The organism is Mucilaginibacter sp., assembly GCF_965201005.1.
In the GTDB taxonomy this organism is placed as follows: Bacteria; Bacteroidota; Bacteroidia; order Sphingobacteriales; family Sphingobacteriaceae; genus Mucilaginibacter_A.
Genome location: NZ_OZ241747.1, coordinates 1,460,351 through 1,476,956, shown reverse-complemented (window position 1 = coordinate 1,476,956; position 16,606 = coordinate 1,460,351). Strand labels below are relative to the sequence as shown.

The window sequence follows — 16,606 nt, the reverse complement described above, 5'->3', positions numbered from 1 at the left end:
CAATTCCGCTTAAAAACAAAACCCGAAACCTGCCTTATAATAAACAGATTCAGGGTTTTGCAGATGCTGTTTTTGCCGGTATAAATTAAGGAATTGGGTTACTGTTACTGATGAAGGCAATGCGTTTGCTATCCGGAGACCAGGAAGGCGTGTTGATAGAACCCTGGCCGCCGTAAAAATAAGCCAGCACTTTTGGTGTTCCCTGTCCGCTGATTGGCAACATCCTGATATACACGTGTTTATATGGCGGATGAATGCCCGGCTCAACTTCCGTTTTTAAAAAAGACAAAAACACCATGGATTTTCCGTCCGGAGAAATGTGTGCAAACCAATTGTTAAAATCATCGCTGGTTACCTGCTCCTGCCCGCTGCCATCGGGTTTCATGCGCCAAATTTGCATCAACCCGGAACGTACGGAATTAAAGTAGATATATTTTCCGTCTGGCGTGTATTCCGGCCCGTCGTCCAACCCTTTGGTGGTGGTCAGCCGGATTTCCTTCCCGCCGGAAGCAGGGATTTTATATACATCAAACTCGCCGCCCCGGTCTCCACAGAAAACCAGACTTTTACCGTCCGGCGACCAACCGTGCATGTACGACGGCCCTTTTGGGGTGATTTGCTTAGGCGGACCACCTGTAACCGGCATGGTATAAACTATAGAACCGCCCAAATCTTTTACCCAGCTGCTAAGGCCGATCATTTTGCCATCAAAAGAAATCACATGATCGTTGTTGTTGCTTTTAACGTCGCCTGTGTTTAATAATTGAGGCTGGCGGCTGGCCATATCAAAATTATACATCGAGCCTTTGCTATCGTTATAAATCAGGCTTTTGCCGTCTTTTGTCCAGTTTGGGGCTTGTATCGAGTTTGGTACGGTGTAAATAACTTCCCGGTTTCCGGTGGCCACTTCCAGCAATTCCAGGCGGCTGCCCAAGTTCATTTGTGTAGTTTGATCTGCAATACCTTTAAACGGAACGGTTATTTGCACATCTTTAAAAATACCGGTTTCCGTTACGTCCGCGTTGTGCGAACCTACAAACAAACCCACGTAAACATCATCGCCTAAATCTATATTACTGATTGTTTCGATAACAAAAGGTTCGCCGTACCTGGCCACGCGCATGGTGTAGGTGTTTCCGGTACGTTCTAATTGAATAATGTTGGCATGGTCAGTTTTAGCTTTGATTTCTTCGGTAACGGCACCTGCAGTACGCCTAAACTGCAGCGAAGTTAAGCCATCGCCATGTTCAACTGCATTAATTTGGGGCGAGTTGCCGTCCAGGGTTTTACGCACCATCCAGCCAACTTTGCGGTGTTCTTCCATGCCTTTCCAACCGGCAAATTCGGCTTTGGCATATAAAATAAAATCGCCTTTCATCTTTTTCCACACAAAATGAAATTCGTCATGATCGCCCCAAATATTGGCACCGGCACCGGAAACAACATATTGCCGCGTTTGCGGGATAAAAGTTGCCGAGCCGGTTTTTACATTTTTGCCTATATCGGTCTGCCCGTCAAAAATCCCGATTTTTTGTGCCGAGGCTTTTTGAAAAAATGAAACGCAGACAAACAAGGCCGCAGGCAGTAAAAATTTTGTTTCCATACTGTTTTTATCGATAAAAAAAAGGTGCCCCACTAATACAAATTGTGGCAGGGCACCTTTTTTTAAGTTGAAAAGATTAAATTAAACCAGGTTTTTTTTGATGTAGGCAATACTCTGGCTGATACTGTTGAAAGGATCGCCGGGCGTTTTGTCCTGTTCCACAAAGAAATATTTTAAACCGGCCTTGTCCGCATACTTAAATATTTTCTTGAAATCGATCGAACCATTGCCTACTTCCGTAAAACCGTGTTCGGGCGTTTTGTCCATATCTTTTATATGCCAAAGCGGGAAACGGCCGGGGTTTGCATTAATCAGCACAATCGGATCCTGCCCTGCTTTGTTTACCCAGTATAAATCCATCTCCATTTTTACTAAGTTTTTGTCTGTGTTCTCCAGCAGCACTTCATACATAAACTTTCCGTTTTCCTGCTTAAACTCAAAGTCGTGGTTGTGGTAACACAACTGGATCCCGGCTTTTTTACAGGTTTCACCGGCTTTGTTAAACTGCTCGGCAATGTGTTTGTAACGGTCTGTCCCGCCACGCTCTGATTCCGATAAATAAGCGCAAACCATATATTTTAAGCCAACCGTTGCCGCATCGTCCACCGCTTTGCCCCAATCTTGCATAATGGTGCCTCTTGGCATTTCGCCGTTTGTTTTTTCATCGCCCAAACGGTAATGGCTGCTCGGCATAATCAAACCGTTGCGTTTCAACAAGCGCGAAAACTCGGCAGGATCCATACCGTAAAACTTTTCCGTGCCGGTGTAAGTTGCACCTTCTACCGAATTATAACCTAATTTTGATACTTTGGCCAGGGTAGATGCCGGATCTTTTGCCATTGCGTCCCGCACGGTATAAAGCTGTAAGCCAATGTATTTATGGTTGTAATTGAGTAATGATGGGGCCATCAACAGGCCGGCAGAGTAAACAGCCGAGGATTTGATAAATGAACGTCTTGTTGTCATAATTTTAGTTTTTAATAGGTTTGTTTAGCTGTGGGAAATGCTTTTCAATATTAGAAATTTAAACCGACAAATTGCAAAACCGTTTAATGCCGATGCTATTTTTATGCCGATAAAAACAGTATGGCGGTTAAATTTGCGAGTATGCCGTTGGGTTTAGAAACGTAGAAGTAATGCGCGACACGATTTTATCAGGATATTCCGGCAGACTGCTCAGCCTTTTCCAATCAGGGTCGTTGCCAAACGCTTTCCATTTGGCTTCATGATCTTCCATACTGTCAAACGTGATCATATAAGTCAGGTTCGGCCGCATCGCCCCGATCAAAGTTTCTGCAAAAAATACCGGACGAAAACCTAAATCTTTAAAAATTTTGGTTTCGTTGCCTTCATTAAACATTTGGATCTTCCTTTTGCCGAATACTTCGCTGCCGCTTTCATATCTGCGCAACTCAAAAAAACGTTGTTTTTTTTCGGGCAACATTATTTTTGGCGCGGTGCTAAATGCCTGTAACAAAGAGCTTTCGATCCGCTCATAAGCAGGTTCTGCCAACGGTGCCTGAAGATAGGCTGCGCCCGCTTGTGTGTACGTTTCATCTTTCATCAGGTTGTCATGCACTTTTTGAAACGCATTCAAATCAGCATAAGGTAGCAGCACAAAAATTTTGGTTTGCGCTGTTTCGGGTTTCAATTCTGTAAAAACACCAATGTACTTGCTGCCCAAACGGTTTAAAGCCGGAATAGCCGCCTGCTGCAGATAATCTTCCACCAGTTTTTGCTGCTGTGTGTTTTTTAAACTGTAAACCTGTAGTTCGTAAATTTCCTGATGCTGTTTTTGCATCCTATTTTTCGGTGCTTTTGCCAACGTACCGCCAGCAGAAGTTGCTGTGGCTGCAATCATTGCTGTTTTTATAAAGGATTTTCTGTTCATGCTGATCAATTGTTTCCGTGTTAAACAAGTTTACAAAAGGTTATTAGGTTTTATATTGATAAAACTTTTGCAATAATAGTACGTAGAACCCTATTTTAAATTAAAAAAACTTTAATTAAAGTAATTGTTTACAGGCTTTTAAAGATAGTTCGTAATTAGTTTGTTACTTATTAAAAAGTTTATATTTTTGACTTCGGAATATAATCATAAACCTGCTTTTTAAATTTTTTTTGATGACAAATCCACAAAAGGTTTGCTGTTTCTTCACTTTAGTTTTCTATGTGGGAGGCGTAGTCAATCCGTTTTAGTTTTTTGTGCGGTATAGTTCTGCACACTATTTTTTACAATTTATCTTTTAAATCAATTATTTACAAATTTTATCTTATGCGCAACAGTTTACTTATTAAAAAAATGAAATTGTATTTAATGCTCTTTGGGGTATTTTCTACATTAATTGTTTCAGCCCAAACCAGGATTACCGGCAAAGTAACCGGTGCTGATGACAAACAGCCGATCATCGGTGCATCGGTAAAAGTTCAGGGAACCACCACCGGTGCAGTAACCGATGCAAACGGAAATTTTGCCGTTTCAGCTTCACCTGGCAATACTTTGGTAATCAGCTATCTTGGCTATAACAACAGAAACGTCGTTGTAGGCAGCAGCACAACAATCAATGTATCTTTACAACCCGGAACAAATGCTTTAAACGAAGTTGTAGTAACGGGTTACACCAGCCAGCGCAAACAGGACATTTCTGGTGCCGTGGCAACAGTGAATGTTACCGCCGCCAAACAATTGGCCACAACAAGTTCAGACCAGTTATTGCAAGGCCAGGCTTCCGGTGTAACTGTGGTAACTCAAGGTACGCCGGGTGCTACGTCACAGGTTTACGTTCGTGGTATAAGCAACTTTGGTAACTCACAGCCATTGTATGTAATAGATGGTGTTCAGACAAACAGTATGAATGATGTGAACCCAAATGATATCGAATCCATATCCGTTTTAAAAGATGCCGGTGCTGCTGCAATTTACGGTGTGGCAGGTGGTAATGGGGTTGTTGTGGTAACTACTAAAAGAGGTAGGGGCAAATCGACTATCACTTATGATGGTTATTACGGAACGCAACGCCCGTTAAGTGGCAATCCGTTTAATTTATTGGGTGCTGATGACTATGGAACATTAGTTTCAAGAGTTGATCCGGATAACCCATTATTGATTGGTGGTAAACTTGCCGATTATGGTTATCAAGGCTCCGCAGCTAAAGGCGTTGCCAATGCAGGTGCAGCAGCAATCAACCCGTCATTATATCGGTTTGATGCCACAAATCCTGGAAACGATTACCTGATCCAACAATTTGTAAAAGGTTCTGGTACAGATTGGTTCCACACTTTGTTCAAACCTGCGGCTATCCAACAACATACGATCAGTGCCAGTGGTGCAAACGAGAAAAATAATTATTTTCTTTCTTTTGGTTATACTAATCAGGAAGGCACATTGCACAACACTTATTATAAAAGGTACCAGGGACGTGTAAATACAAACTTTAACATTAAAGATCATATCCGTGTTGGGGAAAGCGCACAGTTCTATTATACTGAAACACCGGGCGGACTCCCTGGGGGTAACCTTGCTGAAGGCAATGCTATTTCTTATATTTATCGTATACAACCACAAATACCAGTTTATGACATTGGCGGAAATTATGGTGGTACTTATGCTGGCCCTACCCAATTGGGAAATGCCAATAACCCATTTGCAATACAAGACAGAACAATAAATAATTATAGCAAAGGCTGGAATCTGATCGGTACAGCTTACGCAGAAGCTGATCTTACCAAGCATTTGGTTGCACGTACTGCCTTCAGTGCGCAAGTGAACAATTACTATTACAATACATACAATACCAATCCTTACGAAAGCGGGGAAAATCACGCAGTTCCAAACAGTGCTTATGAGGGTGGAGGGTTTTATACTAATTACAACTGGACAAATACCTTAAACTATTCCCAGATTTTTGGCAAACATAATGTAAAGTTTCTGGCAGGCTATGAGATGAAGGATAATTATAACCGTCAGATCAGCGGCCAGGGTACTAATCTGTTTTCTACCAATCCAAATTTTGTTAACTTATCTAACACACAGCTTGCAGGAAGGATAGTCAATAGTGGCGTTAACGGGACACCAACCTCAACACTTTCCTATTTTGCCCGTTTAGACTATCAGTATAACGACAAGTATATTTTAGGTGCTACAGTTCGGCGTGATGGATTTTCTGCTTTTGCTGACGGACGTAAATATGGCACATTCCCATCTGTATCGTTGGCTTGGAGAATATCCCAAGAGGAGTTCCTAAAGTCCCAGACCTGGATAACAGATTTAAAGCTTAGGGGAAGTTATGGTGCCGCTGGTTTTGCGGGCAACGTTGGTGGTGCAAACGCCTTTACTCTATTTGGCCAGGGAGCAGGTAACTCGTATTATCCAATTAATGGTTCTTACAACACGCCAACCTTGGGATTTTATAATACAAGCATTGGTAATACACAGACAACATGGGAAACTGACAAGATTGCAAATGGAGGTTTTGATGCCACTTTGTTTGACAGCAAGTTAGAACTAAGTGCGGAATACTTTGTTAAAAACTCTTCAAACCTCCTGTTCCAGGTAACTTTGCCTGCAACTGTTGGGGGTGCAGCCCCTCCTGCCGTTAACGTTGGTGCGGTGCGTAACAAAGGGTTTGACTTAAACGCTACTTACCATATTCGCCCTGCAAAAGATTTAAGCTTTGATATAGGGGCAAGCATAACAACTTTCAAAAACACGATTACGAAACTAAATAATGATTTCTTTACTGCAGGATCACGTATTGGCAACATTGTGTATGAATCGGTGGGACATCCTATCGGATCTTTCTATGGTTATAAACAAATAGGTTATTTCAACAGTGCCGCAGATGTGGCAGCTTCTCCAACTCAGGACGGGGCTGCACCAGGGGCGTTTAAATTCGCCGACTTAAATGGCGACGGAAAAATAACAACTGCAGACCGTACCTTTTTAGGCAATCCAAACCCGAACATTACTTACGGCATTAATTTGAGCGGCAAGTACAAAAACGTTGATCTTTTGGCCGTGTTTTATGGTTCACAAGGCAATAAAAATTTGAACTATATCAAGTACTGGACAGAGTTTTATACCTCTTTGACCGGTAATAAAAGCAGGGACTTGGTTTATGATTCCTGGTCTCCAACCAACTTAAACCCTAAAACAGTTGACCCAGGCTTAAAAAGTAGTTTTAGCACAGATCAAACAGTAAGTTCTTACTATGTTGAAAATGGTTCGTTCTTAAAATTGAAGACTTTGCAAATCGGTTATACTTTTAATCCTGATTTAGTCAAACGTGTTGGTGTTGACAGGCTGCGGATTTACGTACAAGGTGCAAACTTGTTCACGATCACGAAATATTCAGGTTTAGATCCAGAAATTCAGCCTTCCGGCTCAAATGGCAATGGTAACAATGGTGGTATTGACTATGGTAACTATCCAAACAACGAACGTAGGTATATACTTGGTTTAAACCTTAGTTTTTAATCTGTAAATAATTTCAAAATGAAGAATTTAAAATATAAAATTATTATTCCAGGAACTTTTGCAGTGATTGCATTAACGATTTCCTGCAAAAAATTCCTTGAAAAAACACCTCCAGGCACTTTAAACCAAAGTGTGCTGGCAAGCAAAGCTGGTGTAGACGGCTTGCTAATTGGTGCTTACTCATTAGTTGATGGGGTTTTGCAGGATGGACCAGCTGACCCTTGGACTTCAGGGACCAACAACTGGATTTATGGTGGTGTTGCTGCCGATGATGCGCATAAAGGCTCTACCCCTGGAGACCAGCCTGGTGCCGCACAAATCGAAAGTTATACAGCTACTTCGGTAAATAATTATCTGGATCCAAAATGGCGGGTAATGTATAATGGTATTCAACGTGCAAACGATGTAATTCGTGAATTGCCATTAGTTACTGATGGGTCTGTAAGTGCAGATTACGCAAAAGAAGTTACAGCAGAAGCACGTTTTTTACGCGGTTTTTACCACTTTGAATTAGCAAAAATATGGAGAAACGTACCTTATGCTGATGAGAAAGTAACTTATAACAACAATAACTTTAATATAGGTAACCCCGGCCCAATTTGGGATAAAATTGAAGCAGATTTTGCTGCTGCAGCTGCTGATTTGCCTGCATCACAACCACAGATTGGTCGTGCAAATAAATATGCCGCTGAAGCCTTTTTAGCAAAAGCATATATGTTTGACCATAAATACACACAGGCAAAACCAATATTGGCAGATATTATTGCAAATGGTGTCAATTCATCCGGAGTAAAATATGCTTTAGAACCTTTTGCAAACAATTTCAATCCAGCAACCCGTAACGGCCCGGAAGGTATTTTTGTGGTACAAACATCGGTTGGAGACAACGCACTGGGATTTAATGGTAATGGTGGCGATGTGCTAAATTTTCCATCAGGCGGCCCTGCTACCTGCTGTGGTTTTTATCAGCCTTCATTTAGCTTTGTAAATGCATTTAAAGTTGATGCTACTACTGGTTTACCTTTGTTTAATACATACAACAACAGTGATTTGAAAAATGACCAGGGTGTTGTTGCCGGCGATATAACTTATTTTCCGGATCAAACTACTCCTGTTGATCCAAGGTTAGATTATACAGTTGGCCGCAGAGGAATCCCTTATTTAGATTGGGGCATCCATCCGGGTGCATCCTGGGCACGCGATCAGGCAGATGGTGGCCCTTACAGCCCAATCAAAAATGTTTATTACAAAGCCAATCAAACTACTAATAGTGATACTTACGGTGGCTGGGCACCAAATCAATCAACTGCAAATGCGTATAATGCTATTCGTTATGCAGATGTAATACTTTGGGCTGCTGAGGTTGAAGTTGAAGTTGGGAGTTTAGCTCAGGCAGAAGTATATGTTAATATGGTTCGTGCCCGTGCAGCTACAACATCAAACTGGGTTAAAGGCAGAGTTACAGGCTATACGGCCGGAGATGCAACAAAACCGATCGTAGATAACTCTCAATATGCAGCAAATTATAAAGTTGGTTTGTACACCGGACAATTTACGGCTAACGGACAGGCATATGCACGTGAAGCTGTACATTTTGAACGTAGATTAGAGTTAGGTATGGAAGGACATCGCTTCTTTGATTTACAAAGATGGGACGGCATTTATGGCGGTTCGTCTGGTAATGGCTACATGGCAGGTATATTGAACAGTTATCTTGCACACGAAAACGGTATTGCAAGTTTTCCGCAAACTTTGTTAAAAGGTGCTAAATTTACAGCCGGAAAGAATGAATTGTACCCGATACCACAGGCACAAATTGATATAACGCAAGGAAATATCAAACAAAACCCTGGTTATTAATTAATTTAAAATATTTAAAAGAGGTGAAGATTAATTTCTTCACCTCTTTTTTATTAAAAGCATATTACGTTATTTTATAAAATGCGATACTTCTTTTACCTGCTTATTTTTGCTGCGCTTTGCCCTTTTTTATCCTGTAAAAGAAGCACGTTGTTTGAGCAGATACCTGCTTCCCATTCGGGTGTTCATTTCAACAACCGTATCATCGAAAATGATTCCATCAACCCGCTTGATGTGGTTAATATCTACAATGGCGGCGGTGTAGGTATCGGCGATTTTAACAATGATGGGTTGCCGGATATTTACTTCACCGGTAATATGGTTTCCAACAAGTTGTACCTCAACAAAGGCGATTTTAAGTTTGAAGATGTTACCGATCAGTCTGGTGTGGGCGGTGCCGGCCGCTGGGGGCGCGGTGTTGCCATTATCGATATAAATAACGACGGCTTGCCCGATATTTACGTTTGCAATACATTGCTTAAGGATTCGCTCAAAAGGCGCAATTTGCTTTATATCAACCAGGGAAATAACAAAAATGGCATTCCCCGATTCAAAGAAATGGCCAAAGAATATGGCCTGGATATTCACCTGCAATCTACTATGTCCAGTTTTTTTGATATGGACAATGATGGCGATCTGGACATGTACCTCACCGTAAATGAAGCTTCGGCAAACGATAACCCAAACCGCTTTCGCCCGATTATCAAAGACGGCACACACAGAAGTACAGGCAAATTATTCAGAAACGACAGTAATCCTTCCGCTGGTCATCCTGTTTTTCATGATGTATCGATGCAGGCCGGGATTAAAACCGAAGGTTACGGACACGCTACCACCATTGTTGATCTAAACCAGGATGGATGGAAAGATATTTACGTTACCGATGATTTTTTATCAAACAACATCCTTTATATCAACAACCATGATGGCACTTTTACCGATCGGGCAAAACAATACTTCAAACATACTTCTGCCAATGCCATGGGCCAGGATATTCAGGATATTAATAATGACGGCTTAGCTGATGTTTTTGAGCTGGACATGAACCCGGAAGACAACTACCGGAAAAAGATGATGATGAGTGCCAACAGCTATCAAACCTATCAAAATTTTGATGCTTACGGATATCAATATCAGTATGTAAGGAACACATTGCAGCTTAACCGCGGGCCAAAGCTTGGCCAAAACGATTCTATTGGCAATCCGGCTTTTAGTGAGATCAGTTTTATGAGCGGCATTGCGCAAACGGATTGGAGCTGGTGCCCGCTGATTACCGATTTTAACAATGATGGTTTCCGCGATATTGTCATCACCAACGGTTATCCGAAAGATGTAACCGACCATGATTTTATAACCTACCGGAACGAAGCTTTCCAGATTGCGGCAAAAACAGACATCCTGAACAAAATACCTGAAGTGAAACTGCACAACTACGCTTTTCAAAACAAGGGTGATTTAACTTTTAGTGATGAAAGTAAAGACTGGGGACTTGCTACGCCAACTTTTTCTAATGGTGCGGTTTATGCTGATTTGAACAATGATGGCGCGATGGACATGGTCATCAATAATATCAATGATGAAGCGATGATCTATAAAAATACTTCGCGCGCAAAAAACCCGGGGAAAACACATTTTTTACAGGTCAAATTTAAAGGCAACAGTCACAACATCAATGGTTTAGGTGCTTTTGTAAATATTTATTATAACCACGGGCAGCAGCAGGTTTATGAGAACAATCCTTACCGCGGTTATTTGTCGTCCGTTCAAAACATGGCACACTTTGGTTTGGGAAGTGTCAACTTGATCGATTCGGCTGTAGTTAAATGGCCGAATGGTAAAAAACAGGTGCTAAAAGAAGTAAAGGCCGATCAGGTTTTGAAAGTAAACATCAGTAATGCGCACCAAAATTACTCCTGGCAGCAACCGGCAATCGCCAAAAATGCTTTGTTTAAGGAAGTGACTGATTCTGTTGGCATCAAGTACAAACATTTAGAAAGTGATTTTATAGATTTTAACATACAAAAATTATTACCGCACAAATTATCAGAATATACACCGGCTTTGGCGGTTGGCGATGTGGACGGAAACGGATTTGAGGATATTATTATCGGCGGAAATGCCCAAAATCCGGCTCAAATTTTCTTACAACAACACAGCGGCAAATTTGTACAACGCCAACTTTTCCCTGGTAAAAACAGTATTGGCCTCAGTTTTAAAGATGAAGGCTTGCTGCTTTTTGATGCCAATGGTGATAACAAACCGGATTTATATGTGGCCAGCGGCGGCTATGCCAATGCACCGCAAAGCCCGGCTTATCAAGACAGGTTGTACCTGAACGATGGAAAAGGCAACTTTACTTTGGCAGTAAATACGTTACCAAAAAACCTGACGAGCAAGTTTTGCGTACGCGCTTTGGATTACAACCGCGATGGCAAGCTGGATTTATTTGTGTCTGGCCGGGTTGATCCCTGGAATTACCCAAAACCGGTTTCGAGCTTTATATTCCGGAATGACAGCCAGAACGGTTTGGCAAAATTTACCGATGTGACCAATCAGGTTGCGCCCGGCTTAAAAAATATTGGATTGGTTTGCGATGCTTTGTTTACCGATTACAATAATGATGGCTGGCCGGATTTAGTGGTGGCCGGAGAATGGATGCCCATTACCTTTCTGAAAAATGAGCATGGCATATTTAAAAACGAAACCACAACAACCGGCTTAAAAAACGATCTGGGCTGGTGGAACACAATTGCAGCCGGGGATTTCAGGCATACCGGCCGTATGGATTATATTGTCGGGAATGTTGGGCTGAACACTTTATATCAGGCCAGCGATAAATATCCGGTTTATATAACGGCAAAAGATTTTGATAAGAATGGCAGTTATGCAGCTATTCCTTCGCTGTTTTTACCAGATCAAAATGGGGACAAAAAAGAATTTCCGGCGCAAATCCGGGATGACCTTTTGAAGCAGATGATCAGCATGAAAAAGAAATTTACCAATTATAAATCCTTCGCCACGGCAACAATGGACGATATTTTATCGCCTGAACAAAGAAAAGACGCTTTAAGACTAAAGGCAAACATGCTGCAATCCTGCTACGTAAGAAACGATGGCAATGGTAAGTTTACTTTGATCCCACTGCCAAAAGAAGCACAAATATCTGTTTTAAACGGTATTGTGGTTGATGATTTTGACGGAGACGGAAACCTGGATGTGGCTATTAATGGTAATGATTATGGTACTGATGTTTCTACCGGCCGTTATGATGCTTTTAATGGTTTGATTTTAAAAGGCGATGGCAAAGGCAACTTTAAACCTTTGTCTATTTTGCAAAGTGGTATTTATCTTCCCGGAAATGGCAAAGCATTGGTAAAACTGCAAAGCAGCAACGGAAAGTATTTAATGGCCGCCAGCCAAAACCGTGACAATTTGAAAATCTTTCAACTTAATAAAAACGATGGCTCGATAATGTTACAGCCTGCAGACATCAGCGCAAAAATAACCTATAAAAACAGTATGGTAAGCAAACAAGAGTTTTATTATGGTGCAACCTTTTTATCACAATCGGGTCGCTTTTTAAAGGTGGATAAAACAATGAAAAACGTTAAGATCACAGATACTAACGGCCATACCAGAACCGTTGATTTAAATTGATTACTGTATGAAAACAAATCCGATCCTGTTGCTTGTTTTTTCAGCTTGTTGTTTGTTCACTGCCTGCAAACAAAATAACAAAGCAATCCATAAACTTAGCAATACCGATATTTTGAATCAAAACGAAGATCAGTTAACGCAACTGATTATTTATGATGTTTTTACGCCGCCGGTTGCCAGCAGGATTTATGCTTACTCGGCACTGGCATCTTACGAAGCCCTTCGAAATGCCGATCCTAAGTACGTTTCTATCACTAACCAGTTAAATGGTTTTGATCCGGTGCCAAGCCCGCAGCAAGGCAAAAAATACAATTATACGCTGGCAGCTACCAAAGCCTTTTTTACGGTTGTGCACAAGTTGACTTTTTCGGTAGATTCGGTTAAAAAATACGAAGATCAGGTTTACGGACAGTTTAAAGCGGAAATGGATTCGATCACTTATAACCGCTCTGTTGCATTTGGCGAGTCGATCGGGAATAACGTTTTGAAACGGGCCATGGTTGATAATTACGTGCAAACACGCGGTAAGCCCAAGTTTTTAGGTAGTAATGACCCCGGAAAATGGCGTCCTACTGCGCCTGATTATATGGATGGCGTGGAGTATTGCTGGGGAACGATGAAAACTTTTGTGCTCAATTCATCCGATCAGTTCACACCCGTGCCTCCCCCCCCATTTAGTACCGATAAAAACAGTATCTATTTTAAACAAAACCTAGATGTTTACAATCAAAGCAAAAACCTTACTCAGGAACAAAAAGACATCGCCCGTTATTGGGATGATAACCCTTTTGTGGTAGAACATGCCGGCCACATGATGTTTGCCAATAAAAAAATCACCCCTGGTGGCCACTGGATTGGCATTACGGCCATTGCCTGCAAAAAATCCCATGCTGATGCAGTAAAAACGGCTCAGGCATATGCCCTTACTTCTGTGGCAATGTTTGATTCTTTTATCTGTTGCTGGCAGGAAAAATACAAAAGCAATTACATCCGGCCGGTCACGGTTATCAATGATAAAATTGACCCGAACTGGCTGCCACGCTTACAAACACCTCCTTTTCCGGAATATCCAAGCGGCCACAGTACCATCACCCGCTCAGCAGCAGTAATATTAACGCGTTTGTTTGGCGATAATTTCGCTTTTCAGGACACCAGTGATTTGCACTATATTGGTATGCAGCGGCATTATAATTCTTTCGTCCAGGCAGCAGATGAAGCATCCGTTAGTCGGTATTATGGTGGCATACATTATTTAAACAGTGTGAATGTGGGTGCCGATCAGGGTAAAAAAGTTAGTGATTATATTATTAAAAAATTAAAAATTTAGCTTCGATTTTGCGCCTACTTTTAGGCTGAGAAATTATAATAAACGCTGTACTGCTGATTATATTTTAGTAATCACGCAGGATCCGGTTTCCACAAATTGCCAATACTTCTTTTATCAATAGAATTTTAGTAAGAGTTTACTGCTCCAATTTATACCGATAAAAGAAGCATCGGAATAAATTTAAAACCTTTCACCATATATTAATGAAGTCATATAGAAAAAACATTACTAATTGCGTACTGATTTTGTTGATGCTGGGTTTTTGCAGTTGCCATCAATCTCCGCCTACTGCTGCAGAACAAGCAGAACAGGATGTGGCAGATGGCGGGGTTTTAGCGCAAAAGTATTGCAAAAGCTGCCATCAATATCCTACACCAGATTTAATTGATAAAAATACCTGGGTAAAAGGCGTATTGCCCGCTATGGCAAAACAATTGGGCTTAGAAGCATACATGGGCCAAACGTATGCCGTTAGCAGTTCTAAAATTTCCATTTCGGATTGGACTAAAATTGTAACTTATTACAAAACATTAGCCCCCGAAAAACTTAAACTTCCGGAACCAGATAAAAATACCAAAACAGACTGGGCTATTTTCAGCTTAAAAAAACCTGTTTGGACGGATCAAAAGAACATTGCCTTAACCACCTTTGTCGGCTTCAACCCAAATGATCAAAAAATATACAGTGCAGACGCGGCTAATAACCTGTATCGCTGGAACAAATTGTTGCAGCCTAAATTATTCACTACGCTTTCTTCACCGGCAACCGGCATTATTTGGGGTGATAAAAACAGCAATGAGGCAATCGTTACGTGTATTGGCACCTTGCCACCAACTGACGCGTTGAACGGACAAGTGCTTCAATACAACCTAAATAAAAAGGAAAAGCCAGTGGTTTATGCAGATAGTTTGCCGCGTGCCGTGCAATCAGTCCGGGCAGATTTTGATAAAGACGGCCTGATGGATTATGCCGTTTGCGGTTTTGGGCATGACCGGGGCGGCTTATATTTACTGAAGCAACAGCCCGGACATCACTTCAAAAAGTTACCGATCCGTTTAGTTCCGGGTGCTACGCAGTTGGTTTCCGATGATTTTAACCATGACGGCTGGCCGGATCTGATGTGTTTATTTGCGCAGGCTGATGAAGGGATCTGGTTGTTTTTAAATGATCATAAAGGAGGGTTCAGCACAAAAAACGTATTACATTTTCCTCCGATTTATGGTTCGAGCAGTTTTCAGCTGGCCGATTTTAATCACGATGGTCGTCCGGATATTCTTTATACTGCTGGTGATAACAGTGATTATTCCAAAGTTTTAAAGCCCTATCATGGTGTTTACATTTTTATCAACCAAGGTAATTTTAGCTTCAAAAAACAGTTTTTTTATCATATTGATGGCTGTACGAAAGCCATTGCGGCAGATTTTAAGAACAATGGCAAATTAGATATTGCCGTAATTTCTTTTTTTGCTGATTTTAAAAATGATCCTTCGGAAGGCTTTGAATATCTGGAACAAACCGGGAACCTGCAATTTACGCCTTACAAAATCCCAGTCAGCAATCAGGGAAGATGGCTCACTATGGATACTTGCGATTATAATCAGGACGGTTTTACGGATTTGATTTTAGGAAACTTTTCAATGGGCGGAAGTTTGATCAACCAAAAAGATTTTAAACCGGACTGGAACATGAACCAGCCGATTATTGTACTTGAGAACACAGGAAAAAACAGGCCATAAAAAAAGCAATCCGGTTAAAAATTGCTTTGTAATATGCTGTTTTTATCAGCATAAATTTCGGTTTACAGTCTCATAATATTTCAACCTTACTCATAAGTATATACCTTATAATGTGATACAATCAAACTCATTTAAAACGCTGATTATAAATCCCTGATCCAGATATTTCTAAAACTATCAGGTTCACTTTTATCACCGTGTGCCTGTAATTTTATTGGTGCGCCTCCAGAGTAAGCTTTATATTTTGGCTGCCCTACATATAGCGTTTCACCTTTTAAAGTGACATGATTTTGTACCAGCACGCCATTAAATAAAACAGTAACTGTGGCAGGTGTGTTAACAGTTCCGTCTGAATTGAAGGTGGGTTCCTGCCAGATTACATCATAAGATTGCCACTCACCAGGTTTTTTATTGGCATTTACCAATGGAATAAATTGTTTGTAAATGCTGCCCGCTTGTCCGTTTACATACGTTTTGTTATTGTAATTATCTAAAATCTGCAATTCATAACCAGAATCGCCTTTGCCGGTAGAAGCTAAAAACAATCCGCTGTTGCCTCTGGCTTGTCCTTCACCCGTAATATTAGCCGGGATCCGCCACTCCATATGCAACTGGTAATTTTTGAATTTGCGTTTGGTTTCAATATTACCTGTACCTTTTTTAACAGTAAAATAATCGCCGCTTACCGTCCATTGTGCCGGCTTACTATTATCGTCTGTAGTAACCCATTGATTAAGGTTATTACCATTAAACAATATTATTGCATCAGAAGGAGGTTCGGAATTGGTTTTACCGGGTGTAACTACAGGAGGAACAGGTTCATAAAACTCAGTATCTTCATGTTTCGCTGTTTGTTGTGCATTGGCCATAAAAAAACCTCCTGTTAAAGCAACGGTCAATAAAAATAATTTACGCATAATTTGGGTTGATAAAAGAAGTATTCTAAA

Annotated in this window: 9 protein-coding genes; 5 read left to right on the top strand and 4 right to left on the bottom strand. The window is 41.1% G+C overall.

The window, feature by feature from the left end:
* Nucleotides 1-85: 85 nt before the first annotated feature.
* The 3 genes from ACOFKR_RS06825 to ACOFKR_RS06815 form a co-directional block, all read right to left on the bottom strand.
* On the bottom strand, nucleotides 86-1,603 hold the full coding sequence (locus ACOFKR_RS06825) for a TolB family protein (protein ID WP_419803274.1): 1,518 nt from the start codon (nucleotides 1,601-1,603) through the stop codon (nucleotides 86-88).
* A gap of 81 nt (nucleotides 1,604-1,684) precedes the next feature.
* On the bottom strand, nucleotides 1,685-2,569 hold the full coding sequence (locus tag ACOFKR_RS06820) for a sugar phosphate isomerase/epimerase family protein (RefSeq protein ID WP_419803273.1): 885 nt from the start codon (nucleotides 2,567-2,569) through the stop codon (nucleotides 1,685-1,687).
* Nucleotides 2,570-2,696: 127 nt separating this feature from the next.
* Complete coding sequence (locus tag ACOFKR_RS06815) at nucleotides 2,697-3,494, bottom strand: NIPSNAP family protein (RefSeq protein WP_419803272.1); 798 nt, start codon at nucleotides 3,492-3,494, stop codon at nucleotides 2,697-2,699.
* A 411-nt stretch (nucleotides 3,495-3,905) separates the two neighbouring features.
* Between ACOFKR_RS06815 and ACOFKR_RS06810 the strand changes: the two genes are divergently transcribed.
* The 5 genes from ACOFKR_RS06810 (at nucleotide 3,906) to ACOFKR_RS06790 (ending at nucleotide 15,659) form a co-directional block, all read left to right on the top strand.
* Nucleotides 3,906-7,079 (top strand): SusC/RagA family TonB-linked outer membrane protein, encoded by a 3,174-nt coding sequence (locus ACOFKR_RS06810; protein ID WP_419803271.1) that lies wholly within the window; start codon nucleotides 3,906-3,908, stop codon nucleotides 7,077-7,079.
* Between the two features lie 18 nt (nucleotides 7,080-7,097).
* On the top strand, nucleotides 7,098-8,939 hold the full coding sequence (locus ACOFKR_RS06805) for a RagB/SusD family nutrient uptake outer membrane protein (RefSeq protein ID WP_419803270.1): 1,842 nt from the start codon (nucleotides 7,098-7,100) through the stop codon (nucleotides 8,937-8,939).
* Between the two features lie 81 nt (nucleotides 8,940-9,020).
* Nucleotides 9,021-12,596 (top strand): VCBS repeat-containing protein, encoded by a 3,576-nt coding sequence (locus ACOFKR_RS06800; RefSeq protein ID WP_419803269.1) that lies wholly within the window; start codon nucleotides 9,021-9,023, stop codon nucleotides 12,594-12,596.
* Between the two features lie 7 nt (nucleotides 12,597-12,603).
* Complete coding sequence (locus tag ACOFKR_RS06795; RefSeq protein ID WP_419803268.1) at nucleotides 12,604-13,923, top strand: vanadium-dependent haloperoxidase; 1,320 nt, start codon at nucleotides 12,604-12,606, stop codon at nucleotides 13,921-13,923.
* Nucleotides 13,924-14,126: 203 nt separating this feature from the next.
* Nucleotides 14,127-15,659, top strand: coding sequence for an FG-GAP repeat domain-containing protein (locus tag ACOFKR_RS06790; protein WP_419803267.1), 1,533 nt, complete (start codon nucleotides 14,127-14,129; stop codon nucleotides 15,657-15,659).
* A gap of 143 nt (nucleotides 15,660-15,802) precedes the next feature.
* On the opposite strand, the gene ACOFKR_RS06785 is transcribed toward ACOFKR_RS06790, so the two are convergent.
* A complete protein-coding gene (locus ACOFKR_RS06785) occupies nucleotides 15,803-16,576 on the bottom strand; it encodes a 3-keto-disaccharide hydrolase (RefSeq protein WP_419803266.1) in 774 nt (257 codons plus the stop codon).
* Between the last annotated feature and the right edge of the window lie 30 nt (nucleotides 16,577-16,606).

Excerpts from the sequence above, each read along its gene's own strand:
- ACOFKR_RS06800 (WP_419803269.1), top strand. The coding sequence starts at position 9,021 with ATGCGATACTTCTTTTACCTGCTTATTTTTGCTGCGCTTTGCCCTTTT.
- ACOFKR_RS06785 (WP_419803266.1), bottom strand. The coding sequence starts at position 16,576 with ATGCGTAAATTATTTTTATTGACCGTTGCTTTAACAGGAGGTTTTTTT.
- ACOFKR_RS06805 (WP_419803270.1), top strand. The coding sequence starts at position 7,098 with ATGAAGAATTTAAAATATAAAATTATTATTCCAGGAACTTTTGCAGTG.
- ACOFKR_RS06790 (WP_419803267.1), top strand. The coding sequence starts at position 14,127 with ATGAAGTCATATAGAAAAAACATTACTAATTGCGTACTGATTTTGTTG.
- ACOFKR_RS06795 (WP_419803268.1), top strand. The coding sequence starts at position 12,604 with ATGAAAACAAATCCGATCCTGTTGCTTGTTTTTTCAGCTTGTTGTTTG.
- ACOFKR_RS06810 (WP_419803271.1), top strand. The coding sequence starts at position 3,906 with ATGAAATTGTATTTAATGCTCTTTGGGGTATTTTCTACATTAATTGTT.
- ACOFKR_RS06825 (WP_419803274.1), bottom strand. The coding sequence starts at position 1,603 with ATGGAAACAAAATTTTTACTGCCTGCGGCCTTGTTTGTCTGCGTTTCA.
- ACOFKR_RS06820 (WP_419803273.1), bottom strand. The coding sequence starts at position 2,569 with ATGACAACAAGACGTTCATTTATCAAATCCTCGGCTGTTTACTCTGCC.
- ACOFKR_RS06815 (WP_419803272.1), bottom strand. The coding sequence starts at position 3,494 with ATGAACAGAAAATCCTTTATAAAAACAGCAATGATTGCAGCCACAGCA.